Annotated in this window: 19 protein-coding genes and 1 tRNA gene; 1 reads left to right on the forward strand and 19 read right to left on the reverse strand. The window is 55.4% G+C overall.

What is annotated here, in order from left to right; genetic code table 11:
* Positions 1-62: 62 nt before the first annotated feature.
* The 15 genes from AC0IM9_RS14490 to rlmE all read right to left on the reverse strand — a co-directional run bounded on the left by AC0IM9_RS14490 (position 63) and on the right by rlmE (position 16,609).
* Positions 63-770: a M48 family metallopeptidase gene (locus tag AC0IM9_RS14490; protein WP_482804489.1), complete on the reverse strand. Its 708-nt coding sequence runs from the start codon at positions 768-770 to the stop codon at positions 63-65.
* Positions 770-4,030 carry a type I restriction endonuclease subunit R gene (locus AC0IM9_RS14495; protein WP_482804490.1) on the reverse strand — a complete coding sequence of 1,087 codons (3,261 nt, stop codon included), beginning with the start codon at positions 4,028-4,030 and terminating at the stop codon, positions 770-772. The genes AC0IM9_RS14490 and AC0IM9_RS14495 overlap by 1 nt, the downstream gene beginning before the upstream one ends.
* Before the next feature lie 26 nt (positions 4,031-4,056).
* Positions 4,057-4,416 (reverse strand): hypothetical protein, encoded by a 360-nt coding sequence (locus AC0IM9_RS14500; RefSeq protein ID WP_482804491.1) that lies wholly within the window; start codon positions 4,414-4,416, stop codon positions 4,057-4,059.
* A 17-nt stretch (positions 4,417-4,433) separates the two neighbouring features.
* Entirely contained in the window at positions 4,434-5,528 is a 1,095-nt protein-coding gene (gene darG, locus AC0IM9_RS14505) for a type II toxin-antitoxin system antitoxin DNA ADP-ribosyl glycohydrolase DarG (RefSeq protein ID WP_482804492.1), read from the reverse strand.
* Positions 5,528-5,770 carry a DarT ssDNA thymidine ADP-ribosyltransferase family protein gene (locus AC0IM9_RS14510; protein ID WP_482804493.1) on the reverse strand — a complete coding sequence of 81 codons (243 nt, stop codon included), beginning with the start codon at positions 5,768-5,770 and terminating at the stop codon, positions 5,528-5,530. The genes darG and AC0IM9_RS14510 overlap by 1 nt, the downstream gene beginning before the upstream one ends.
* Entirely contained in the window at positions 5,665-6,177 is a 513-nt protein-coding gene (locus AC0IM9_RS14515) for a DUF4433 domain-containing protein (protein WP_482804494.1), read from the reverse strand. Before AC0IM9_RS14515 ends, AC0IM9_RS14510 begins: the two co-directional genes overlap by 106 nt.
* A complete protein-coding gene (locus AC0IM9_RS14520; RefSeq protein ID WP_482804495.1) occupies positions 6,170-7,426 on the reverse strand; it encodes a restriction endonuclease subunit S in 1,257 nt (418 codons plus the stop codon). Before AC0IM9_RS14520 ends, AC0IM9_RS14515 begins: the two co-directional genes overlap by 8 nt.
* Positions 7,427-8,215: 789 nt before the next feature.
* On the reverse strand, positions 8,216-8,506 hold the full coding sequence (locus tag AC0IM9_RS14525; protein WP_482804496.1) for a GIY-YIG nuclease family protein: 291 nt from the start codon (positions 8,504-8,506) through the stop codon (positions 8,216-8,218).
* 44 nt (positions 8,507-8,550) lie between these two features.
* Entirely contained in the window at positions 8,551-11,148 is a 2,598-nt protein-coding gene (locus tag AC0IM9_RS14530; protein WP_482804497.1) for a type I restriction-modification system subunit M, read from the reverse strand.
* A gap of 68 nt (positions 11,149-11,216) precedes the next feature.
* Positions 11,217-11,301, reverse strand: a tRNA-Leu gene (locus AC0IM9_RS14535).
* 8 nt (positions 11,302-11,309) lie between these two features.
* Positions 11,310-11,720, reverse strand: a complete 411-nt coding sequence (secG, locus tag AC0IM9_RS14540; RefSeq protein ID WP_482804498.1) for a preprotein translocase subunit SecG — start codon at positions 11,718-11,720, stop codon at positions 11,310-11,312.
* Positions 11,721-11,741: 21 nt separating this feature from the next.
* Positions 11,742-12,488: a triose-phosphate isomerase gene (gene tpiA, locus AC0IM9_RS14545; protein ID WP_482804499.1), complete on the reverse strand. Its 747-nt coding sequence runs from the start codon at positions 12,486-12,488 to the stop codon at positions 11,742-11,744.
* Between the two features lie 54 nt (positions 12,489-12,542).
* Positions 12,543-13,883, reverse strand: a complete 1,341-nt coding sequence (glmM, locus tag AC0IM9_RS14550; protein ID WP_140911791.1) for a phosphoglucosamine mutase — start codon at positions 13,881-13,883, stop codon at positions 12,543-12,545.
* Between the two features lie 71 nt (positions 13,884-13,954).
* A complete protein-coding gene (gene ftsH, locus AC0IM9_RS14555) occupies positions 13,955-15,871 on the reverse strand; it encodes an ATP-dependent zinc metalloprotease FtsH (RefSeq protein WP_186289524.1) in 1,917 nt (638 codons plus the stop codon).
* A 120-nt stretch (positions 15,872-15,991) separates the two neighbouring features.
* Positions 15,992-16,609, reverse strand: coding sequence for a 23S rRNA (uridine(2552)-2'-O)-methyltransferase RlmE (gene rlmE, locus AC0IM9_RS14560; protein ID WP_140911789.1), 618 nt, complete (start codon positions 16,607-16,609; stop codon positions 15,992-15,994).
* Between the two features lie 49 nt (positions 16,610-16,658).
* Between rlmE and yhbY the strand changes: the two genes are divergently transcribed.
* Entirely contained in the window at positions 16,659-16,925 is a 267-nt protein-coding gene (gene yhbY, locus AC0IM9_RS14565) for a ribosome assembly RNA-binding protein YhbY (protein WP_482804500.1), read from the forward strand.
* 36 nt (positions 16,926-16,961) lie between these two features.
* Here the strand turns inward: yhbY and greA are convergent, their stop codons facing one another.
* The 4 genes from greA to AC0IM9_RS14585 form a co-directional block, all read right to left on the reverse strand.
* Positions 16,962-17,438: a transcription elongation factor GreA gene (gene greA, locus AC0IM9_RS14570; RefSeq protein ID WP_064020763.1), complete on the reverse strand. Its 477-nt coding sequence runs from the start codon at positions 17,436-17,438 to the stop codon at positions 16,962-16,964.
* A 19-nt stretch (positions 17,439-17,457) separates the two neighbouring features.
* Positions 17,458-20,679, reverse strand: a complete 3,222-nt coding sequence (gene carB / locus AC0IM9_RS14575) for a carbamoyl-phosphate synthase large subunit (RefSeq protein ID WP_482804501.1) — start codon at positions 20,677-20,679, stop codon at positions 17,458-17,460.
* A 22-nt stretch (positions 20,680-20,701) separates the two neighbouring features.
* Entirely contained in the window at positions 20,702-21,829 is a 1,128-nt protein-coding gene (gene carA, locus AC0IM9_RS14580; RefSeq protein WP_482804502.1) for a glutamine-hydrolyzing carbamoyl-phosphate synthase small subunit, read from the reverse strand.
* 240 nt (positions 21,830-22,069) lie between these two features.
* Positions 22,070-22,510 carry a Spy/CpxP family protein refolding chaperone gene (locus AC0IM9_RS14585; protein WP_482804503.1) on the reverse strand — a complete coding sequence of 147 codons (441 nt, stop codon included), beginning with the start codon at positions 22,508-22,510 and terminating at the stop codon, positions 22,070-22,072.
* Positions 22,511-22,644 lie beyond the last annotated feature (134 nt).

The following is a 22,644-nucleotide window of genomic DNA, read 5'->3' on the forward strand; positions in this document are numbered from 1 at the left end:
TAAAATAAATTCGCCAAGCCTGATTATAGACAATTCATTTGCTATGGCCGGTCCGGCGCATACTAAATCGCTAAAGCAACCCCTCGATCACGCAGCCATTCCTTACGCCGGCCATAATCCGGCATTATTTTATCCACCTCGTTCCAAAATCGTGCCGAATGGTCGGGAACCCGCAAATGGCACAACTCGTGTACCACGATGTAATCGACAATGGTCAGCGGCGCTAACAGGCATTTCCAGTGAAATTGCAGATCGCCGTTCCTGCGACAGGCAGCCCATTTTAATCCAATGTCCTTAACTGCAATCTTGCCTGGGGTAACGCCAACTTTGGCCGCATACAAGGCCACTCGCTTGCCGATGATCGAAACACCCTTTTCGCGGTAAAACGCTTCGAATGCACGATATGCAGCGTCAGCGCCACCGCTATTCAGAACCGATTGCGACAGACAAAAACGGCCGTTTTTTAACTGCAGTGGAATAGCTTGGTCCGCAACCAACTGCAACCGATACTGCCGGCCCAAATACAAAAACGACTCGCCATTGACCCATTCCCGTTCGACTTTGCCGGCATTCAGTTCGCGCCATTCGGCCAAATTGCGGTAAATCCACATCCGCTTACTGAGCACGGTTTCATCGACTTGCTCCGGCGTCATCCAGCGCGGCGGCCGCACGGTAATCACGCCGTCCCGCTCGATCACAATATCGGTCGTCTGCCGCTCGGTGCCCGGCAACAGCTGATATTCAATGTCTCGCACTTGGCGTAGCTGCATCAATTTTCCCCGCGCCCGGCGTTCAACAATTCGTCGTGCCGATTTTTTGCTAACTTCATGATTTCGACAACGACACGCTCTCGATTCTGCTTTAACGCTTCGATGCCGGTTTTGCTGATCTCGGTTTTCAACAAGCCGCGCACCCGCTTTTGTTTGTCCGGGTTGCGCCAAAAATCGATGCTGGCTATGGTATCCTGCAAAATGTCGACCACGCTTTCCATCAGCGCCCGAAACTTGGCCTCGTCGCCTTCCGGAATTCTCCCGTCCTCGAATCCATCCTGCACGATAAATTCGTAAAACGTGGTGGCTTCCTTGCTCATGCCGGCTTCGCCTTGTTGGCGGCCGTGCAAGGCCTCGGTGCGCAGCTCCGCCAGCTTTTCGACCAATAGCTCCCATTCCTCCTGGTGCTTTTCCAGCAGCGCATCGACCTTTTGCGATAAGCGTTGATAAAACGCCGGGTCTTCATCGTGATGAACCGTGCAATGCTTGCGGATTGCATGCTCCATCTCGCTGGCCTTGGCTTCCGGATTGCCGCCGGCATGCTCCGCCAGCTTTTCCAGAAAATCTTCCGCCAACAGTTCCACCGGTTCAACTTTGGGATTGATGCCCAAACTGATCAAATGGGCGTTGATCAGCGCTTTGACCTTTTCACCGGCATCGCCCAAATCCAGGCTGCTGTCTTTGTAACGTTCCTTGCAAACCGCCAAGATGTAACCGAAGCGCTTGGCCGGCACCCGGTAAGGCTGGCCGGAACTATGCGGCAGGATGATGTCCAGGCTGCTCAAAAACTTTTTCAAATACACTTCAAAGTCGGCGCGTTGCTTTTCGTCCTGCAACGCTTTGACCGCCTGATGCACCACCGCCGCGTCGGCATCGATCGACGGTAACGCCCCAGTCGCAAACGCTTCGATCTGCTCGATTTTCAACGCTCGAAAATGTTGCAACAAGCGCTGATAGCGTTCCTCCAGGATCGGCAATTCCGAGGTAATGCTTTTCAAACCGTCATGCAATTCCTGCAATTCGTCGCTGGCGGCATACAAGGTCAAGGCTTCGGTCAAATGATTGGCCAGACCGATGTAATCGACGATATAGCCGCGCTGCTTGCCCTTTTTGACGCGGTTGGTGCGAGCGATGGCCTGCAACAAGGTATGCTCGCGCAGCTTTTTGTCCAAATACATGACCTGTTCGATCGGCGCATCGAAGCCGGTCAACAGCATGTCGCAAACAATCAAAAAGGCGATGCCGGTGTTTTCTTTTTCCGGATCGTCAAAATCGAAGTTTTTGCAGAAATTAGCGACCGCATTCAACCGCGCCGCTTCCTTGCGAACCTGAGTGATGTACGCCGCTTCGTTGGTGCCGTCGGACGACACCACCACGGCGGTTTTCAGAAACCGCAGGCGTTTGATCAACTCCGCATCGGGTTCGGCCCGCGCCTGTTCCAACGTAATCCGTTCCTGCAACGCTGCGCGGATGCCGGCCTGATAGCGTACGCAAGCCAGTTTGGAATGGCACACCACCTGCGCCTTGAAGCCGTTCGGCAAAATGTTACTGACATAGTGATTGACCAAATCCTTGGCGATGGCGTGGATGCGTTGCTCGGCTTCCAGAATGTCGCCGGTGGCCCCATATTTTTTCTTGATCGCCAGCAGTTCTTCTTCGCTACGATCCTTGAACAAGTCTTCGAAGGCCTGATCGAAATCATGCTTTTCGTTCAACGCGCTGTCGGCGGTCTTGCCTTCATAGAGAATCTGCAAGGTCGCGCCGTCGTTGACCGCGTCCATCAATTTGTAGGTATCGATATACTCGCCGAAACGCTTGTGGGTTTTACGCTCGCCGTGGCGCTCGGTAATTAATGGCGTGCCGGTAAAGGCGATGCGGGTGGCGTTGGGAAAGGCTTCGAACAGGTTATCGCCCAAATCGGAACTCTGAGTGCGGTGGGCCTCGTCGATCATCAAAATGATGCGTTCCGAGTCATTGACCACGCCAAAGGTTCTGCCGGACGGCATGGCCTGGTAGGTGCCCAAGGCCTCGGCCAAGGTGTTGCTCAGGGTTTGTTTGTATTCCTGAAACTTGTGCACCATCACCATATTGACGTCGGAACTATCGTTGGCCAATTTGCTGCGTAGAGCCTGGCGGCTGTCGATCATGTTCACCCGGCCGCCGATCAGCGTCGCCGTCTCGCTCAGTTGCTGCTCCAAGTCCTGGCGGTCGTTCACCAGAATGATCTTGTAATCGTTCAACTCGCGGCTGGCGCGGAGCATGCGCGCCAAAAACACCATGGTCAGCGACTTGCCCGAGCCCTGGGTATGCCAGACCACACCGCTGCGTTCCGCGCCGGTTTTGCCCTGGCGCAGTCGCGCCATGATCTTGTGCGCCGCCCGATATTGCTGGTAACTGCACACCACCTTGATGCGCGGGCCGCTGTCGGTATCCATGAACACCGCACTGGTGCGCAGGATTTGCAGCAAATGCGCCGGCGGCAACATCCCGGCAATCAATTGCTGCTGCGCATTCATGCCGGCCAGTTGCGCATCGTCGTCGGGGTAAAGGGTTTTCCAGGCGTAAAAATGCTCTTCGCCGGAGGTGATGGTGCCGTAATCGGCTTGGGTGCCGCAGCTGCGGATCAATAACAAGTTGCTGTGAAACAGGCGCGGCTCGCCTTCCTTCAAGCCCGCCTGCTCGGTGGCCTGGCGTTTGCGCATGTAGCGCTGCAATTGCACAAAGGCTTCCTGCATCGGGTTGGCGCAAATTTCCGAACCTTTCTTGCACTCGACCACCACCAACGGAATGCCGTTTACGAACAGCACGATGTCGGGAATGATGAAGTTTTTGACGCAGCCCGGCGTATCGATACGGAACTGGTTGATGGCGTGGAAACGGTTGTTTTGCGGCTGGTGAAAGTCGATCAAATTCACCACCGGATCGCTTTCGCCGCTGATTTCGTTGACATCAACCTGCGCCTTGAACAACAGGGACTGAATGGCCTCGTTGGCTTCCAGCAGCGTCCGGTTCGGTTGCCGCAGCAACTGGCTGCGCAAATCCTCAAGCTGGCGGTCGGTTAACCACGGCTCGCCGGATTCGGTCAAATTGATGGCCTTGACCGCCTCGTCGAAGACCGCCGGCAACAACCATTGCCGGAAACTGTCGCGCAGACTCAGCGCCGCATCTTGCGGCACCCCGCTGCCTTGGTCGATGATCTCCCAACCCAGCCCGGCGAGCTGGCTTAAAAAGGGCTGTTCAACTTCCGTGTATTCGGACATAAATCCTAAGGCTCCAGGCGTAATGCTTAACTTTCGTCGTCCCGCGCCGGTGAGTCCTCAATCGCCGGCAAACCGACATCCAAAGGCGACAAGCTTTCCAGACGCGCCAGCAAGGTATCGGCCCTCTTGATGCGGGCTTCGATGCTCATGCGAGTCAAGCGGGCATTGGCCGGGGTTTCCGCCAGCATCCTTTCGTTGAAAGCCTTGTCGGCCCGCAAAAAATCGCGTTCGCTAACGGTGTCGTCCAGAATCGTTGGTCGGCCGTCACGCCAGACCACGGCGTATTGCCCCAAGCGCGCCTTGCGTTCCAGCGCCCGGCTGGCGGCTTTTTGCAGTGCCGCCAAGGTTCTCTGGCCTTCCTCGGAAAGTTCTGCTGGCTGATGCATTTCCAAGTCTCTTGACTCTAAATGCTCGCGGCAAGACCACTATTTGTAATCGGCGATTGCTTTAACCGCTCCAGCGCAATGCCTATCGCCCGTTCGTCGAATAACTTGAGTTTGCGTTGCGCCGCGCCACCATCCGCCGGCCATCGTTTCAACCCCTCGCGGACGCCGGCCACCGTGGGCTCAACCTTTTCCCGGCTGACCAGCCAGTCCACCGTCGCCAATAATTCCATGCCGAACGGCGATTCGAAGCCGTCGATCAAAGCCGTGGTGTATTCTAGCGCCTGGGCATATTGCGCGGCTTCGGTTTTCAGATAAGTCTGCACATAGCTTTTACGGCTATCGTCAAACCAGATCACATCCAACGGATCGGCGTCGCTGATGCGTTTTTCGCAATGCAAATAACTGCCGTCCAAGCTGTTCAACAAATGATCCAAGCGATTAGCATACGGGCCGTATTTATGCGCGACAAACTTTAGATTTAATGGGTTCTTATCCGTGGGAAACTGCTCGATTGCGCGTTCCAAAAACCAAGCCAGTTTTTGAATTTCCAACAGGCTGCATTCCATGCCCAGCACCCAATAACGGCGCACCAGCTCGGCAATCAATGCCCGCGCCGGAGTCAACTTTTCAACGCCTTCCCGTTTAGCGACATTTTGATATTTTGCCGTCGGCTCGAAGATTAAAATCTCAGTGTCCAAATCACCTAAGGCTTTTTCGATTTCCGCGCGCACGGCTAACCATTCCAGGCCACCGTTGCCAGCGCCCAACGGCGGAATGGCAATCGATTTGATCTGATGCTCAAGCAAAAACCGTCGCAAATCCTGCAAACCGTCGACGATCCATTCCATACGCGACTTGGCTTTCCAATGCTGCTTGGTCGGAAAATTGACGATCCAGCGCGGGCCGTCGAGTTCGTTCACTTCGGTCACGAACATCTTGCCGGTCTGGACTTGCTTGGCCTTACAGGCGTCGGCATACAAACGGTAATTGCGGTCGAAACGCTCCTTAAACATCAACGCAATGCCTTTACCCATCACACCCACGGTGTTGACGGTATTCACCAGCGCTTCGACCGGTGCCTCTAATAAATTGCCTTGAGTAAATGTAATCATCAAAAATACCACCCGCTACGCGCATAAACCGGCAAATCCAGCTTGCGCGCGGCTATCTCCCACTCTATGTTTAGTTTTAATTGTTCGGTGTAACACACCACGCCCAGCAATCCGTTGACCGGCAGGTGTTGGTAAATCAACGCTTCCGCCTGATAACGTTCCATTTTCCTCGGATCGTCGGGGTCGCGTTTAAAGTCCCGCCGTTGCAGGATAGGCCAGTCGATCTTGTCCAGGTCGGCCAACTCGCTGTAGAAACGGCCATGCCGGTATAGGCGTGTGCGTCGGTAAAGACAAAGTTAAGCCCGATTTCCGCGACACGCGGCAAGCTGGACACCAAAATCACGATTTCCTCGTTCGGCCGCTGCTGTACGCCGCCCCAACCCGAATGGATGTTTTTCAACATCACCGAAAACGGCGTGAAATAAAACGGCACATAATCCGCCAAGGTGCCGCCCGGTGCAATCGGCACCGGGCGATGCCGGCGCTTGTCGATCAAATCCGGATTGCCGATATTAACGTAATCCGGTGATTGCAGCGTTGAATTGGCGCAATGCAAGCCGTTATCCAGAAACCACGGCAAATTATCGCGATGAACGATGCGCCAGATCAACGCCTTTTCAGGGTTAAGACTGGGATAGTGGTTACCCACTGCTGGCCTCCGCCAGTGGTTCATCAACCTTGACCTGCACTTTACCGGTGAGGAGGTCTTGCATTAGGCCGAGTTTTTTATCTTTCAGTTTTGCTAGCCCTAGTTGTTCACAATTCAACACGCTATCAATCGACTCAAGTTTTGAGACTATAGCCTTTTGCTCATCCGCCCTAGGTAAAGAAACAAACACTTTTCCCATATTTCCGAGCGTCAGTACTTTTTGGGCATTCCCGATAACTAAACGCTCGACTTGGTTTTTGACACAACTCGACATGAGCCAGTAATACAAGAACTTTGGCTCTATGAATACAGTGTTTGGTTTCAAGTAGGCAATGTTGCGTTCAAAACCAAAAGGATCACTCGTTGGTACATATGCAGCATGGCCATATGAGCCAACGACAGTGAATAAAATCATTCCTCGATACGGCTTGCTCTTTTTTGATATTTCTTCATAAGTTGCTGAAGAAATACAAGCAGCATCATCCCAGAGAATACGTCCATTTTTGACGCAAGAGACAAATAGAAATGGTATGCCTTCAACGCACCGAGTTACCGAATAGTGCGCACCGTCACTGATTTCAAAGCAAACCTCACGAAGATTTTTCGAGTCAAACTCCTTCGGAATCCAGCCGATTTCGGTTTCCTGATACAGCTCGGGGGCTTGAGTGTGGGGTGGGCGGAGTTGGCCGTTGGGGAGGACGCCGCGGGTGAACAAGTCGTGCATCAGCCCGGCTTTGATTTGCCGGTATTTCTCGATCAGCGCTTCAGTTTTTTCGATGGCGGTGTCAATGCTGGTGAGGATGGCGGCGATTTTGCGCTGAGCGGCAACTTCAGGAAACTTTGCTATCGCTTTTACAAGATCTTTTGTCGATAAGTGCTTTACGGTAGTGGCGGCCGTTATGTCGTTTATCTTTTTGATAAAAGGGCCAAGCCAGTAAAACAAATAGTCCAATACAATGACTTCTTCAGTTTGAACATCTATTTTTAGAACCCGCTGATTCAGCAAAGCATCTCTTCCGCGCCATTTGACGACATGGAAGTCTCCGTCCATGCCAATAAGAATGTCACCTTTTTTGATGACGTAACCAGGTGGGAAGGCACCTTGAAAATAGGTTTCAGTCTGCGAGGTCAAAACATCTCGAATCCTAATGAGTGGAAATCCTTCATTAGAGAATTGAGAAGACGGGAAGGGAAATCCGCTGGTAAGCTTCAGATGCTCGCCAACAGCAACTTCCGTGAAATCACTCATACCCCAACTCCCAGGAATCGTCATTCCGGCAGGGATTGCCGGAATCCAGTGCCATGGACGGTAGGCTAGCCCTCGCTGGATTCCCGCCTGCGCGGGAATGACGGCGGATGGGGGAACACAAAGCCGGTAACAATGTTTTTGCAGACTGAAAAACCGCGTCACTTCGGCTGAGCTTGCCCCCGGCTCGAACGGGGCGATTGCCGGAGTCCAGCACCATGGATCGTAGACAGGCCCTCGCTGGATTCCCGCCTACGCGGGAATGACGGCGGATGGGGGAACACAAAGCCGGTAACAATGCTTTTGCAGACTGAAAAACCGCGTCACTTCGGCTGAGCTTGCCCCCGGCTCGAACAGAGTAATTGCTCGAATCCAGCACCATGGATCGTAGACAGGCCCTCGCTGGATTCCCGCCTGCGCGGGAATGACGGCGAATGGGGGAACACAAAGCCGGTAACAATGCTTTTGCAGACTGAAAAACCGCGTCACTTCGGCGGAGCTTGCCCCCGGCTCGAACAGAGTAATTGCTGGAATCCAGCACCATGGATCGTAGACAGGCCCTCGCTGGATTCCCGCCTGCGCGGGAATGACGGCGGATGGGGGAACACAAAGCCGGTAACAGCGTTTTTGCAGACTGAAAAACCGCGTCACTTCGGCTGAGCTTGCCCCCGCCTCGAACGGGGGGATTGCCGGAATCCAGTGCCATGGACGGTAGGCTAGCCCTCGCTGGATTCCAGCCTACGCGGGAATGACGGAAACGGTAAGGGGCTTGGTGAAAAGAACAGCGGGTAATCACAGCACTAAGTCCTCCCATAAGTCCCGCCATTGAGGGTTGTTTTTTTCGATCAGCGCCAGTTTCCAGGCGCGATTCCATTTTTTCAATCGCTTCTCTCGAATAATCGCCGCCGCCATGTCGCTGTGTAGTTCGTAATAAACTAATAAATGCACGCGATATTTTTGAGTAAACCCTTCGACCGCATCGTTTTTGTGCTCCCATATGCGTTTGATCAGGTCGCTGGTTACGCCAATGTAAAGTGTCCCGTTGCGCTGACTCGCCAAAATATAGACTGCAGGCTGTTTCATGCTTTGAACTCCCTGGATTCCTGCTTTCGTTGGAGTGACAAATGTTACTCATACCCCAACTCCCGCAAAAACGCCTGCAATTCCGCCGCTGCCTGATCGCGTTCGGCTTCGATTTGCTTGGCGGTGACGGCGTATTTATTCCACAGGTTTTCGATGGCGGCGATGCAGGCGCGCTGGTCGGCGCGCAGGTATAGCCTATAGCTGTCGAACAGCTGGGTTTTCAGACGTTCGACGATGACCTGGCGGGCCTCGTCGCTGCCGATCTTTAACCGGGCCTGTTCCACCAGTTGGTCGCGGCTTTTTTCGGTGGTTTTGATTTCGGCTTTCAGTTGCTTGGCTTCGTCTTCCAGTCGTTTGTGGCGGGCCAGTTGCGCCTCCAGGCGTTCGGCCTCGCGGCGGTAGCTGTCCGGGTCGCCCAGGCTGCTGTCGCGTTTGGCGGCTTTGTGCATGCCTTTGGCTTCTTTCAAGTTGGCCTTTAGGGCTTTGACTTCGTCCGGCGGCAATACGCCGGTATCGTCGCTGTCTTCGAAATCGTCCTCGCCGGCTGCGGCAAACAGGGCTTGCAGTTCCGCCAGCCGGGCGTGCTGGCTTTCCAGTTCGGCTAAAACCTGCGGGAACTGGCTGTGCAGGATGTCCTGGTCCGGGATCAGTTCCGCGCCCCAGCCGCTGGCGGCGATGGATTTGAAATCGGCCTTTAGCTGATTGTAATAGTTGGCGAACGCGCCGCGTATCTGGTAACGGGTCAGCAGGTTTTGCTCGGCAAAGGTGCGCTCGATGCTGTCCAGCAAGGTGGCGCGCAGGGCATAGACGTTGTTGGGCTTGGCCTGTCGGTTGGCGGCATTCGGTGCCAACGCTTCGATCAACGGTAAATGCTGCTGCCACCACTGCGCCAGTTGCGCCATGAATTGCGCCTGGCGCTGCTCGACGCCGGGATGCTGGTTTACGTGGTGGGCGATGGCGCGTTTGTCTCCCAGAATGTCGGCAAAATCCGCGTAGGTCGGGTTAGGCGATAGCCGTAACCCGACGCTAGCTTCGGTTTGTTGGGTTACGCTATCGCTAACCCAACCTACATTTTCCCGTTCCACAAAACAGCTTTCCCGCAAGCTGGGATAGTTTTGCCAGAAATGCGCCAGCGCATCGATTTCGGCCAGCGGCACGCCGCCGTGGAGATGGGCGCGGACGTCGTGCGGTTCCGGTGGCGGGGCATTGTCAACGTAGCGGCGGATGTTGCAGTTATAGTCTTCGGCCTGGATTTCGCTGCGCGGCACCAAGCGAGCGTATCCATAAATGTTAGTGCCGGCGCGATAGGCGTGGACGATTTTGTCGATGTCTTCCGGGCGCAGGTGGTTTTGCGCTTTGCCTTCGCGGTATTCGCGGTCGGCGTTGATGAACAGCACCTGCTGGCGCGCGGCGGCGCCGGCTTTGTTGAGCACAAGGATGCAGGCCGGGATGCCGGTGCCGTAAAACAGGTTGCTGGGCAGGCCGATGACGGCCTCCAGATAGCCTTTGTCGATGAAATATTGGCGGGCTTCGCGTTCCTCGCCGCCGCGGAACAGCACGCCGTGCGGCATCACGGTCGCCAAGCGGCCGTCGGCTTTCAACACCGCCAGCATGTGCTGCACGAACATCAAATCGGCTTTTTTGCCTTTTTCCGGCATCCATACCGGGAAGCGGCCGGGGAATTTCAGGTCTTTTTTGATGTAGTTCTGGCTGAACGGCGGATTGGCCAATACCCGGTCGAAGCGTTGCAGTTCGCCGTGGTCGTCTTGATGCTGCGGATCGCGCAGGGTGTCTTGCTGGCGAATCACGGCGTGGGAAATGCCGTGCAGCAGCATGTTCATTTTGCAGATGGACCAGGTGGTGCCCATTTTTTCCTGGCCGTACAAGGCCAGTTCTTGCGGGTCGCCGCCGCATTCGCGCACGTAGTCGCGGGCCTGAATCAACATGCCGCCCGAGCCGACCGTCGGGTCGTAAATGCTCATGTTTTCCTGCGGATCGCAGATTTCCACGCAAATCCGCACCACTTCCGCCGGGGTGTAGAATTCGCCGGCTTTCTTGCCGGCCGAATCGGCAAAATGTTTGATCAGCCATTCGTAGGCCGCGCCGAGCAAATCCGGGAATTCGAAATCGTCGTCGCGCAGCGGGATTTTGTCGAAGTTCTGGATGAAATTGACCAGGGTGTCGTCGTCCAGGGTGTGCTGGCCGATCTTGCGGTTGAAGTTGATGGTGCCTTTCAACACGTCTTCCAGCGCGTCGGGGTTTTCGTCTTCAAGTTCTTCGAGCGCCTTGGTCAATGCCGTACCAACATTTTGCTTGACGTGTTTCAAGGCCGTTTGAGGCTGACCGTTTCTGTCAGTCCACGCTTCGTTCCAGCGCGCCCGCGGCGGTACGAAGAAATACTTGCCGAAATACTGGTCCCGGTCCTCCAGGTTGTAGGCGATGTCGGCGTCACTTAAGCCGGCCGTCTGGCCTTCGCGCTTGATTTCCTCCCGACGTTGGTCGAACAAATCGCTGGCGCGTTTCAAAAACAGCATGCCGAAGATGTACTCTTTGTACTCGCTGGCATCCATGTTGCCGCGCAGGTCGTCGCAGGCGGTGAGTAACAGGCTTTCCAGCCGGGCAAGCGTGAGTTTGTTTGGCATGATTCCTTACCGGTTTCTCGTTTGCAAAAAAAACCCGCCTAACGTCACCGCAGGCGGGTTTTTTATTTTGGTACCGACGGCCGGACTTGAACCGGCACGACTTGCGTCACCACCCCCTCAAGATGGCGTGTCTACCAATTTCACCACGTCGGCATTAACACTTATTGCGCGGCCGGTTTTTCGACTTCTTTGATGGCCGGCGCTTCGGGGATTTTGGCGTCGACTACGCCCGGCACTGCAGCCGGAACATCGGCAGCGCTCTGCGGTAACGGCAGTTCCGACTTAGCGGGTTCTGCCGCTGCCGGAGCCGATTCCAGAACGATGTCGGTCTTTTTGCCTTGATAACCGCCCATCACCGCCAGACCCAAGCTGGTTATGAAAAACAGGGTCGCGAAAATTGCAGTGGTTCTGGACAGGAACGATGCGGAACCCTGGGCGCCGAACACCGAACCGGATGCGCCGCCGCCGAAAGTTGCTCCGGCATCCGCGCCTTTTCCTTGTTGCATCAGCACCAAACCAATGATGCCTATGCCCAGGAAGATATGAATAATTATTATAATTTGGTACAACATAAAGACCTTAATCGGATGGAACTAAACCGAATGGCAAATTTGCAGGAAGCCTTTGGCATCGAGAGATGCACCGCCCACCAAACCGCCATCAATGTCCGGCTGCGCAAACAAACCTTTGGCATTATCAGGTTTGACGCTACCGCCGTATAAAATTTGTACTTTCTCGGCAATGGCAGCATTTCTGTCTGCGATGCGTTTGCGAATGTACTGGTGCACTTCTTGCGCTTGCTCGTCGGTAGCGACTTTGCCGGTACCGATCGCCCACACCGGTTCGTAAGCGATGACCGCTTTTTCGAACGCTTCGATGCCGGCTTCGGCAATCACTGCGTCCAATTGCTCGTCGACGACTTGGAAGGTTTTGTCTTGCTCGCGCTCTTCCAGGGTTTCACCCACGCACAATACCGGCACCACGCCTTTGCTCAAAGCTTGAGCGAAACGTTTGGCGACGGATGCGTTGGTGTCGCCGTAGTAGCTGCGGCGCTCGGAATGGCCGACCAGAGCGTATTTGCAGCCGACATCGGCCAACATTGAGGCGGATACTTCGCCGGTATAGGCACCGGCCGCTTGGTCCGCGACATTTTGCGCACCCAATGCGATTGGCGAGGATGCCAACACCGAGCGGATATCTGACAGGTAGACGAATGGAACGCACACGGCAACTTCTTGCTCGACGTTACCAAGGCCGTCGGCCAGGGCTTGCGCCAGCTTTTGCCCCTCTTCCCGAGAGCCGTTCATTTTCCAATTCCCCATAATCAAAGATCGACGCATTGCACCCTCCAAGCTAAATAAGACCGCATATCATATCGGGATAAGCCCACTTATTCAAGCCGCAATGGCCTTCTTCACGTCTGCCGCCAACTGGTTGGCGTAACGGGTGACATCGTCTTCGTCGACACCTTCCACCATCACCCGGACTAATGGTTCGGTGCCGGACGAACGCAACAACACCCGGCCTTTGTCGCCGAGTTTTTTCTCGACGGCTTCGACGGCTTTCTTGATGCTGTCAATTTCCTCGATTTTGACTTTTTTCTCGGTTCTGACGTTGACCAGCACTTGCGGGTATTTCTTCATACCGGATTTGAGGTCGTGCAGGCTTTTGCCGGTACGCTGCATTTCCGCCAGCACCTGCAATGCCGCGACGATGCCGTCGCCGGTGGTGGTTTTGTCCAGACAAATGATATGGCCGGAACCTTCACCGCCCAACATGCCTTTGTTCTCCGTCAGCATTTCCATTACATAGCGATCGCCAACCTTGGCTCGCAGCAGTTGCAGGTTCAATGCGTTCAAGGCGTGTTCCATACCCAGATTGGACATCAGCGTACCGACTACCGGCCCAAGCAATTTGCCTTCGTCGAGGCGCGATTTGGCAATGATGTAGATCAGTTCGTCGCCGTCGACGATCTCGCCCTTATGGTCGATCATGATGACGCGGTCGCCGTCGCCGTCCAGCGCGATACCCAAGTCGGCGCGGTACTCGAGCACCTTGGCGGCCAGATACTCCGGTTTGGTAGCGCCGCATTCGTCGTTGATATTCAAGCCGTCCGGCTCGGCGCCTATCGTCACCACCTCAGCCCCGACCTCGCTGAACACATGCGGCGCGATATGGTAAGTGGCGCCATTGGCGCAATCGATGACGATGCGCATGCCTTTGAAGTCCAGATGCGGCGGTACCGTAGCCTTGCAAAATTCGATGTAGCGTCCGGCCGCGTCGCTGATGCGCTTGACCTTGCCCAATTTCGCCGACTCAACGGTCGTGATCGGCGCGTCCAGATATTGCTCGATTTGGTGCTCGACTTCGTCCGGTAATTTGGCGCCGTCGACCGAGAAGAACTTGATGCCGTTGTCGTAGTAAGGATTATGCGAAGCGCTGATTACGATGCCGGCTCTGGCCCGCAGCGTCCTGGTCAAATAGGCGATACCCGGCGTCGGCATCGGCCCCAACATCCGGGTATCGACGCCGGCCGCCGACAAACCGGCTTCGAGCGCCGATTCGAACATATAGCCGGAAATCCGGGTGTCTTTGCCTACCAAGACGAAGCCGCTGCCTTCCCGCGCAAAGACCCTGCCGGTGGCCCAGCCCAGTTTCAACATGAAGTCGGCGGTTATCGGGTACTCGCCGACCTTACCCCGAATACCGTCGGTACCGAAATATTTTTTTGCCATTCTCGAATCTACCTTATTTAAACCAAAAAAAAGAGAGGCCGGAGCCTCTCTTGTTATTCCATGCGGCGTTATCAGCCCTGTTCGGCTGCACCGCCAATCGATTCATCGCCGCTTTTTTGATCCCAATGGTCGTTTTTCCGCTCATCGCTTGGCGACGGCGTATCGTCCCAGCCTTTAGGCTCGCGAACCGGTTTTCTCGACATCAAGTCGTCGATTTGGTACTTGTCGATGGTTTCGTACTTCATTAACGCCTCTGCCATCGCGTGCAGGATGTCCATGTTTTCTTTCAGAATGGTTTCGGCGCGCTCGTAGTTGCGATCGATGATCGAGCGAATCTCTTCGTCAATGGTATGCGAGGTTTCCTCGGCAACCGATTTGTGCTGAGTCACGGACCGGCCCAAAAAGATTTCGCCCTCTTCTTCGCTATAAGCCAACGGCCCCAGGCGCTGCGACAAACCCCATTTGGTCACCATGTTGCGGGCCAGTTCGGTGGCACGCTCGATATCGTTGGACGCGCCGGTCGACACCTCTTCCCAACCGAAGATCAGTTCTTCCGCGATACGGCCGCCGTACAGACTGGAAATCATGCTGTCCAACTTGCGCTTGCTGGCACTGTACTGGTCGCGTTCCGGCAGGAACATCGTCACACCCAAAGCCCGGCCGCGCGGCATGATGCTGACTTTATAGACGGGATCGTGGTCCGGCACCAAGCGGCCGACGATGGCATGACCGGCTTCGTGGTAGGCTGTCATTTTCTTCTCTTTCTCGTCCATCACCATCGAGCGCCGTTCCGCACCCATGATCAGTTTGTCCTTGGCTTTTTCCAAATCGACCATGCTGACCAAGCGCTTGTTGAAGCGGGCGGCAAACAATGCGGCTTCGTTAACCAGATTGGCCAAGTCGGCACCGGAAAAGCCGGGCGTGCCTTGGGCGATGTATTTGACTTTTACGTCGTCGGCCATCGGCACTTTTTTCAAATGCACATTCAGAATCTGCTCGCGGCCGCGGACGTCTGGCAAGCCGACCACCACTTGACGGTCGAAACGACCGGGACGCAACAAGGCTTTATCCAGTACGTCGGAGCGGTTGGTCGCTGCGATGACGATAATGCCTTCGTGGCCTTCGAAACCGTCCATTTCGACCAGCAACTGGTTCAAAGTTTGTTCGCGCTCGTCGTTGCCGCCGCCGAGACCGGCACCGCGGGAACGACCGACCGCATCGATCTCGTCGATGAAGATAATGCATGGCGCGTGCTTCTTGGCTTGTTCGAACATATCGCGCACCCTGGATGCACCGACACCGACGAACATTTCGACGAAGTCCGAACCGGAAATGGTGAAGAACGGCACCTTAGCTTCGCCGGCAATTGCCCGCGCCAACAAGGTTTTACCGGTACCCGGAGGTCCGACCATCAGCGCGCCGCGGGGGACTTTACCGCCCAAGCGCTGGTATTTGGCCGGGTCTTTCAAGAAGTCGACCATTTCCTGGACTTCTTCCTTGGCCTCGTCGCAACCGGCGACGTCGGCAAAGGTGACCTTGTTCTGATCTTGGTCCAGCATCCGGGCCTTGCTTTTACCGAAACCCATCGCACCGCCACGGCCGCCGACGCCACCGCCCTGCATCTGCCGCATGAAGAACACCCAAACCGCTATCAGCAACAGAATCGGGCCGAACGACACGAATATCTGCATCAGCATCGACGGTTCTTCGGGCGGCTGCACGGTGATTTCGACCCCATTCGCCAACAAATCGTCGATCAAATGCGGGTCATTCGGCATATAAGTCTTGAACTTATCGCCGGTGTGCATGCGGCCTTTGACCGTATTATCGGAGATCGCGACTTGCTGAACCTGACCGGCTTTAACCGCGTCGATCAGTTGCGAATACGACAAATTGGCGTCGCTACGAACCGCCCGCGACCCGAAATTGTTGAATACGGCCATCAATACCACCGCGATGACCACCCACAAAACCAAATTTTTAATCATATCGCTCAAGTTACGCGCTCCAGCCAGGAATGGCCAACATATTTAAAAACCGAGTAATTGTATCAGGAGTACTCGCACCCTACCGGCTGGGACCGCCTGTAATCGAGGCATTTCGCCGGTTCATTTAAAACCTTTCGCCAGAATGTAGACTTCGTTGCTCCGCGCTCGCGAAGCCTTGGGTTTTCTGATTGCGACGCTGCTGAATTGCTGCCGCACCTGATTATAGTACTCGTCGAAACCGCCGCCCTGGAACATTTTTATTAAAAACGTCCCACCCTTGACTAAAATCCGCTGGGCGGCGTCCAATGCCAATTCCCCGAGATAGATAGAGCGCGGCTGATCCATTTCCCGGCTACCACTCATATTGGGGGCCATATCCGACAATAACAAGTGCACCGGCTCACCATCAAGCACTTTGTACAATTTTTCCAGGACTTCGTCTTCCCGAAAGTCGCCTTGAATGAATTCGACACCCTCGATCGGTTCGATCGGCAACAAATCCAGCGCAATCACTTTACTTTTCTTGCCGACGATCTTGCTGGCGTATTCCGACCAACCTCCGGGCGCCGCACCCAGGTCAACTATATTAATACCAGGTTTGATGATTTTGTCTTTTTCCTGAATTTCGATCAGCTTGAATACCGCCCGCGAGCGGTAACCCAGGGCCTGGGCTTTCTTGACATATTCGTCCTGGAAATGTTCCTGCATCCACTGCTGGCTACTTTTGCTGCGTGCCATATTTTCTATTCGTGTAAAATCGCTCGGTTTTAGAAGTCAAGGAAACTGCGTGAATCCCATCCAAAAGAAAAAACTCAAATCCCAGGCACATGCCTTGAACCCGGTGGTGATCATCGGTCAGGCCGGCCTGACCGAAGCGGTGCTGAAAGAAATCAATGTCGCGCTGGATGCGCACGAACTGATCAAAATTAAAATTCGCGCCGACCGGGACGAACGCGCAGTGATCTCGGAACAAATTTGCGCTGAAACCCAAGCCGAGCTGATTCAGTCTATCGGCCAAATTGCTGTGGTTTACCGGCAGAACCCGAAAAAATAGCCTATTGGGGAGGCAGCGCCTCCCCGCTCGAACCGGCTAGATATATTTGACCGAAATAATCTCGTACTCGACATCGCCGCCCGGCGCCTTCACCGTCACGACATCTTCAACTTCCTTACCGATCAAGGCCCGCGCGATCGGCGATCCGACCGAAATCCTGCCTTCCTTGATATTGGCTTCGTCCTCGCCGACGATTTGGTAAGTCACAACCTTACCCGAATCCAGATCCTCGATTTCCACCGTCGCGCCGAATACGACCTTGCCGTTGGCATCGGTTTTGGTCACGTCAATGATATTGGCATTGGACAACTTGCCTTCGATTTCGGCAATCCGCCCTTCCGCAAAACTTTGTTGTTCGCGCGCCGCATGGTACTCGGCATTTTCTTTCAAATCGCCGTGCTCGCGGGCCTCGGCGATGGCCTGGATAATCCGCGGCCGAATTACGGTTTTCAATTCCTCCAGCTCGGCACGCAGCTTATTGGCGCCAGCCACCGTCAGCGGAAATTTTTGCATCTACTGCTCCCCTTTTGCTTCATCCGTTAAAACTGTTATGCAAATCTTGCAGACAATTGACGTCGCCGGCATCGAGTTCACCCAGCGCGTAACAAGCCGCTCTGGCGCCGGCCATCGTCGTGTAATAAGTCACCTTGCGCTGCAGCGCTTCCCGCCGCATCGTGAACGAATCCGCTACCGCTTTCGCGCCGTCGGTCGTGTTGATGACCATCTGAATTTCGCCGTTCTTGATCATATCCACGGTATGCGGCCGACCCTGGTTGACCTTGAACACGTCTTTACAAGCGATCCCGGCCTCGCGCAACACGCGGGCGGTGCCTGGAGTCGCGACGATTTCGTAATTTTTGGCGATCAGCATATTCGCCAATTCCGGCAATTTGGGTTTATCGGCATCACGAATACTGATCAACACTTTGCCGCTATGACTCAAATCCACACCGCAAGCGCGTTGCGACTTGGCGAAGGCTTCGCCGAAGGTTTTGCCGACGCCCATTACCTCGCCGGTGGACTTCATCTCCGGCCCCAACAACGGGTCGACGCCGGGGAACTTGATGAACGGGAACACTGCTTCCTTGACCGAGAAATACTCGGGGATACGTTCTTCGGTCACGCCCTGCTCTTTCAACGATTTGCCGACCATGCAACGCGCGGCGATTTTCGCCAGCGGATAGCCGGTGGCTTTGGAGACGAACGGCGCAGTCCGCGACGCGCGTGGATTAACCTCCAACACGTATACGGTCTCGCCTTGAATCGCGAACTGAGTGTTCATCAACCCGCGCACACCCAAGGCTTCGGCCATTTTCGCCACCTGCGCCCGCAACTGATCTTGCAAATGGGCCGGCAAATCGTAAGGCGGAATCGAGCAGGCCGAGTCGCCGGAATGCACGCCGGCCTGTTCGATGTGTTCCATCAAACCGCCGATCAGCACCGTTTCGCCGTCGTAAATCGCGTCGACGTCCATTTCCACCGCGTCGTCCAGGAAACGGTCGAGCAATACCGGCGAATCGTTGGAGACGCTGACAGCCTCTTTCATATAGCGGCGCAGGCCGTCTTCGTTGAACACGATTTCCATCGCCCGCCCGCCCAGTACGTAGGACGGCCGCACCACTAGCGGATAGCCGATTTCCTTGGCGGAATTGACCGCCTGCTCCACCGAACGCGCGGTCGCGTTGGGCGGCTGCAACAGATTCAAGCGCTCCAGCAATTTTTGGAAGCGTTCGCGGTCTTCGGCCAAATCGATCGAGTCCGGCGAGGTGCCGATGATCGGCGCTCCGGCAGCTTCCAGTGCACGCGCCAGTTTCAGCGGGGTTTGGCCGCCGTACTGCACGATAACGCCCTTGGGCTTCTCCAGATCGATAATTTCCAGCACGTCTTCCAAGGTCAACGGCTCGAAATACAAGCGGTCGGAGGTGTCGAAGTCGGTCGATACGGTTTCCGGGTTGCAGTTGACCATGATGGTCTCATAGCCATCCTCGCGCAACGCCAAGGCCGCATGGACGCAACAATAGTCGAACTCGATGCCTTGACCGATCCGGTTCGGACCGCCGCCCAAGATCACGATTTTTTCCCGATCCGACGGCTTGGCTTCGCATTCCTGCTCGTAGGTGGAATACAGGTAAGCCGTGTCGGAGGCGAATTCGGCCGCACAAGAGTCGATGCGCTTGAACACCGGCCGAATGCCTTTCTTGTGTCGGACGTTGCGCACTTCCGACTCTTTGGTTTCCAGCAATTTCGCCAGACGCTTGTCCGAGAAACCTTTGCGTTTCAGCCGCAGCAATTCGCCGGGCTCCAAGGTTGCCAGGGTTTTGGTGGACAGCGCCTTTTCGGTGGCGATCAAATCTTCAACCTGAGCCAGGAACCAGGGGTCGATTTTGCAGGCCTGGTTAATTTCTGCGAAACTCAAACCGCTGCGGAATGCGTCGGCCACGTACCACAAACGTTGCGGACCGGGGTAACGCAATTCGCGCAGGATAATGTCCTGTGCGTTCGAATCGGTCAAATCCGCCACTTCGTCCAGACCATCGACCCCGACTTCCAAGCCGCGCAAGGCTTTTTGCAGAGATTCCTGGAAGGTACGGCCGATTGCCATCACTTCGCCGACCGACTTCATTTGGGTGGTCAGCCGGTCGTTGGCTTGCGGGAATTTCTCGAACGCGAACCGCGGCACCTTCGTCACCACGTAATCGATGCTCGGCTCGAACGAAGCCGGCGTCGCGCCGCCAGTGATTTCGTTGCGCAGCTCGTCCAGCGTAAAACCGACCGCCAGTTTTGCCGCGACTTTGGCAATCGGGAAACCGGTGGCTTTGGAAGCCAGGGCCGAGGAACGACTGACCCGCGGATTCATTTCAATCACGATCAAGCGGCCGTTGTCCGGATTGACTGCAAACTGCACGTTGGAACCGCCGGTATCGACGCCGATTTCGCGCAACACCGCCAGCGAGGCATTACGCATGATTTGGTATTCCTTGTCGGTCAAGGTTTGCGCCGGGGCGACGGTGATCGAGTCGCCGGTGTGCACGCCCATCGGATCGAAGTTTTCGATCGAGCAGACGATGATGCAGTTGTCGTTACGGTCGCGCACCACCTCCATTTCGAATTCCTTCCAACCCAGAATCGATTCCTCGATCAACAGCTCGTTGGTTGGCGACAAATCCAGGCCGCGCTCGCAAATCTCGATGAATTCCTCGCGGTTATAGGCAATACCGCCGCCGCTGCCGCCCATCGTGAACGAGGGCCGGATGATGGTCGGATAACCGACCTCTTCCTGCGCGGCAAAGGCTTCTTCCATGCTGTGGGCAACTTTGGATTTGGCCACTTCCAGGCCGATCTTGCGCATGGCCTGATTGAACAGGTCGCGATCCTCGGCTTTGTTGATGGCTTCCTTGGTGGCACCGATCATTTCCACGCCGTATTTGGCCAGCACGCCGTGCTTATCCAACGCCAGCGCGCAGTTCAGTGCGGTCTGGCCGCCCATGGTCGGCAAAATCGCGTCCGGGCGTTCTTTTTCGATGATTTTTTCGACGGTCTGCCAGTCGATCGGCTCGATGTAAATCGCATCGGCCATGTCCGGGTCGGTCATGATCGTTGCCGGATTGGAGTTGACCAGAATCACCCGGTAGCCTTCTTCGCGCAAGGCTTTGCAGGCCTGGGTGCCGGAATAGTCGAACTCGCAGGCCTGGCCGATGACGATCGGTCCGGCGCCCAGTAATAAAATCGATTTTATGTCGGTTCTTTTTGGCATATCACTCTATAAAAAACTGGGCTTAACGGGACTGGTCCATCAGCATAATGAAATCGTCGAACAACGATTCCACATCGTGCGGCCCCGGGCTGGCTTCCGGGTGGCCTTGAAAACTGAAGGCCGGTACGTCGGTGCGGGCGATGCCCTGCAAGCTGCCGTCGAACAGCGACACGTGGGTGGCTTTCAGATTGGCCGGCAAACTGTCGGGGCTGACCGCAAATCCGTGGTTTTGGCTGCTGATCATGACCCGGCCGCTAGCCAAGTCCTGGACCGGGTGGTTGGCGCCATGGTGGCCGAATTTCATTTTCTCGGTTTTCGCACCGCTGGCCAGCGCCAACAATTGGTGGCCCAGGCAAATCCCGAACACCGGTACTTTTTTCTCCAAAACAACCTTGATCGCCTCGATCGCGTAATCGCAAGGCTCCGGATCGCCGGGGCCGTTGGACAGAAACACCCCGTCCGGATTCAGAGCCAATACCTCGGCCGCCGGCGTTTTCGCCGGCACTACCGTAACCCGGCAGCCCCGGTTCGCCAATAGCCGCAGGATATTGCGTTTGACGCCGAAGTCGTAGGCGACGACATGTTTGACCAAGTCCGGCGCGGTTTCATGGCCTGCGCCCAATCGCCAGACATTTTCGGTCCACTCGTAGGCCTGGCCGGTGGTGACGTCCTTGGCCAAATCCATACCCTGCAAACCTGGGAAATCGGCTATTGCCCGGGTAGCCGCTGCGATATCGACGGTTTCGCCGGCCATGATGCAGCCGCGTTGGGCGCCTTTATCGCGCAGCAAGCGGGTCAGCTGACGGGTATCGATATCGGCGATCGCCACCACATTGTGCTGTTGCAGATATTCGGGCAGGGTTTGTTGCTGGCGCCAGCTGCTGGCGAGCAACGGCAAGTCGCGAATCACCAAACCGCTGGCGAATACTTTTGCCGACTCGTCGTCCTCGGCATTGGTGCCGACGTTGCCGATATGCGGGTAGGTCAGAGTCACGATTTGTCTGGCGTAGGAAGGATCGCTCAGGATTTCCTGGTAACCGGTCAGCGCCGTATTAAATACCACTTCCCCGACGGAACAGCCATCGGCGCCGATCGAAACGCCGTGAAACGCAGTCCCATCCTCTAATACCAGTAATGCGGGTTTATTCAAGATTGGCCACCTTAGATGTAGAAAACGGGATAAGCCTTGCGGCCGATCCCGTTCCGGAGAGATAAAAACAGCGAGATTTTACGAAATTATGCTTGTTTGGTCATTAACAATTTTCCGTTTTGGTGCACACCGGCCACACCGAGCCAAGAATCCTGGTCAACCGACGCCAACCGGCCTTCAATCCACCGACTCCCCGACCAGCATGCCTTGCCTGGGATCATGGGCAATTAACAGTGTGATTCAATGTTCGGCTTTGTCCAGCTCGGCTTGTAACTTCTGCTGTTGCTCCGGGGTCAGCAGTTTATAGATCTGATTCTCGAGTTTGGCCTTATCCAACACGGCTTGCTTGTGCAATTCCAACGACTTTTCGACCAGGCTCAGGCTTTTCTCGTCGCTATAGTCGGCGGAAAAACTCAGTTTCCGTAACTCCTCGTGCATCGCCCGCCCCTGGCCCATCTTCTCCTTGCCCTGGCTAAACCGGTTCTGCAACAGGTTTTTGATCTCCGCCCGTTGCGCATCGCTCAGATTCAGCGGCCGCAGAAAGTGCGGCAGATGCTCGCCTGCAACAAACTCGCCATGATGAGCCGAATCGAAACCGCCCTCGCAACGAGGTTCGCCGTGGCGAGGGCCGGCGAAGACGGCAAGCGGCAACAGACTTACAACAATTAAGAACTTCTTCATAACAACTCCGTGACTTGGATTGATCGGATAAACGGCAACGCCGAGCAGCTATATGCCGGAATCCAGTATTGCAAACAGGGAGTTAACTGCGGTTAGCGCAAAGTAAAATCAAGTAAAAGCGGTTGGCGCGATTG

The sequence above is a fragment of the Methylomonas sp. Uni0011 genome (genome assembly GCF_056850255.1).

Bases quoted from the DNA above. Each gene is read 5' to 3' on its own strand.
- AC0IM9_RS14520 (WP_482804495.1), bottom strand. From the start codon at position 7,426: ATGAGTGATTTCACGGAAGTTGCTGTTGGCGAGCATCTGAAGCTTACC.
- tpiA (WP_482804499.1), bottom strand. From the start codon at position 12,488: ATGCGTCGATCTTTGATTATGGGGAATTGGAAAATGAACGGCTCTCGG.
- secG (WP_482804498.1), bottom strand. From the start codon at position 11,720: ATGTTGTACCAAATTATAATAATTATTCATATCTTCCTGGGCATAGGC.
- AC0IM9_RS14525 (WP_482804496.1), bottom strand. From the start codon at position 8,506: ATGAAACAGCCTGCAGTCTATATTTTGGCGAGTCAGCGCAACGGGACA.
- ftsH (WP_186289524.1), bottom strand. From the start codon at position 15,871: ATGATTAAAAATTTGGTTTTGTGGGTGGTCATCGCGGTGGTATTGATG.
- greA (WP_064020763.1), bottom strand. From the start codon at position 17,438: ATGCAAAAATTTCCGCTGACGGTGGCTGGCGCCAATAAGCTGCGTGCC.
- glmM (WP_140911791.1), bottom strand. From the start codon at position 13,883: ATGGCAAAAAAATATTTCGGTACCGACGGTATTCGGGGTAAGGTCGGC.
- AC0IM9_RS14585 (WP_482804503.1), bottom strand. From the start codon at position 22,510: ATGAAGAAGTTCTTAATTGTTGTAAGTCTGTTGCCGCTTGCCGTCTTC.
- AC0IM9_RS14530 (WP_482804497.1), bottom strand. From the start codon at position 11,148: ATGCCAAACAAACTCACGCTTGCCCGGCTGGAAAGCCTGTTACTCACC.
- AC0IM9_RS14500 (WP_482804491.1), bottom strand. From the start codon at position 4,416: ATGCATCAGCCAGCAGAACTTTCCGAGGAAGGCCAGAGAACCTTGGCG.
- AC0IM9_RS14490 (WP_482804489.1), bottom strand. From the start codon at position 770: ATGCAGCTACGCCAAGTGCGAGACATTGAATATCAGCTGTTGCCGGGC.
- carB (WP_482804501.1), bottom strand. From the start codon at position 20,679: ATGCCAAAAAGAACCGACATAAAATCGATTTTATTACTGGGCGCCGGA.
- rlmE (WP_140911789.1), bottom strand. From the start codon at position 16,609: ATGGCACGCAGCAAAAGTAGCCAGCAGTGGATGCAGGAACATTTCCAG.
- darG (WP_482804492.1), bottom strand. From the start codon at position 5,528: ATGATTACATTTACTCAAGGCAATTTATTAGAGGCACCGGTCGAAGCG.
- AC0IM9_RS14495 (WP_482804490.1), bottom strand. From the start codon at position 4,030: ATGTCCGAATACACGGAAGTTGAACAGCCCTTTTTAAGCCAGCTCGCC.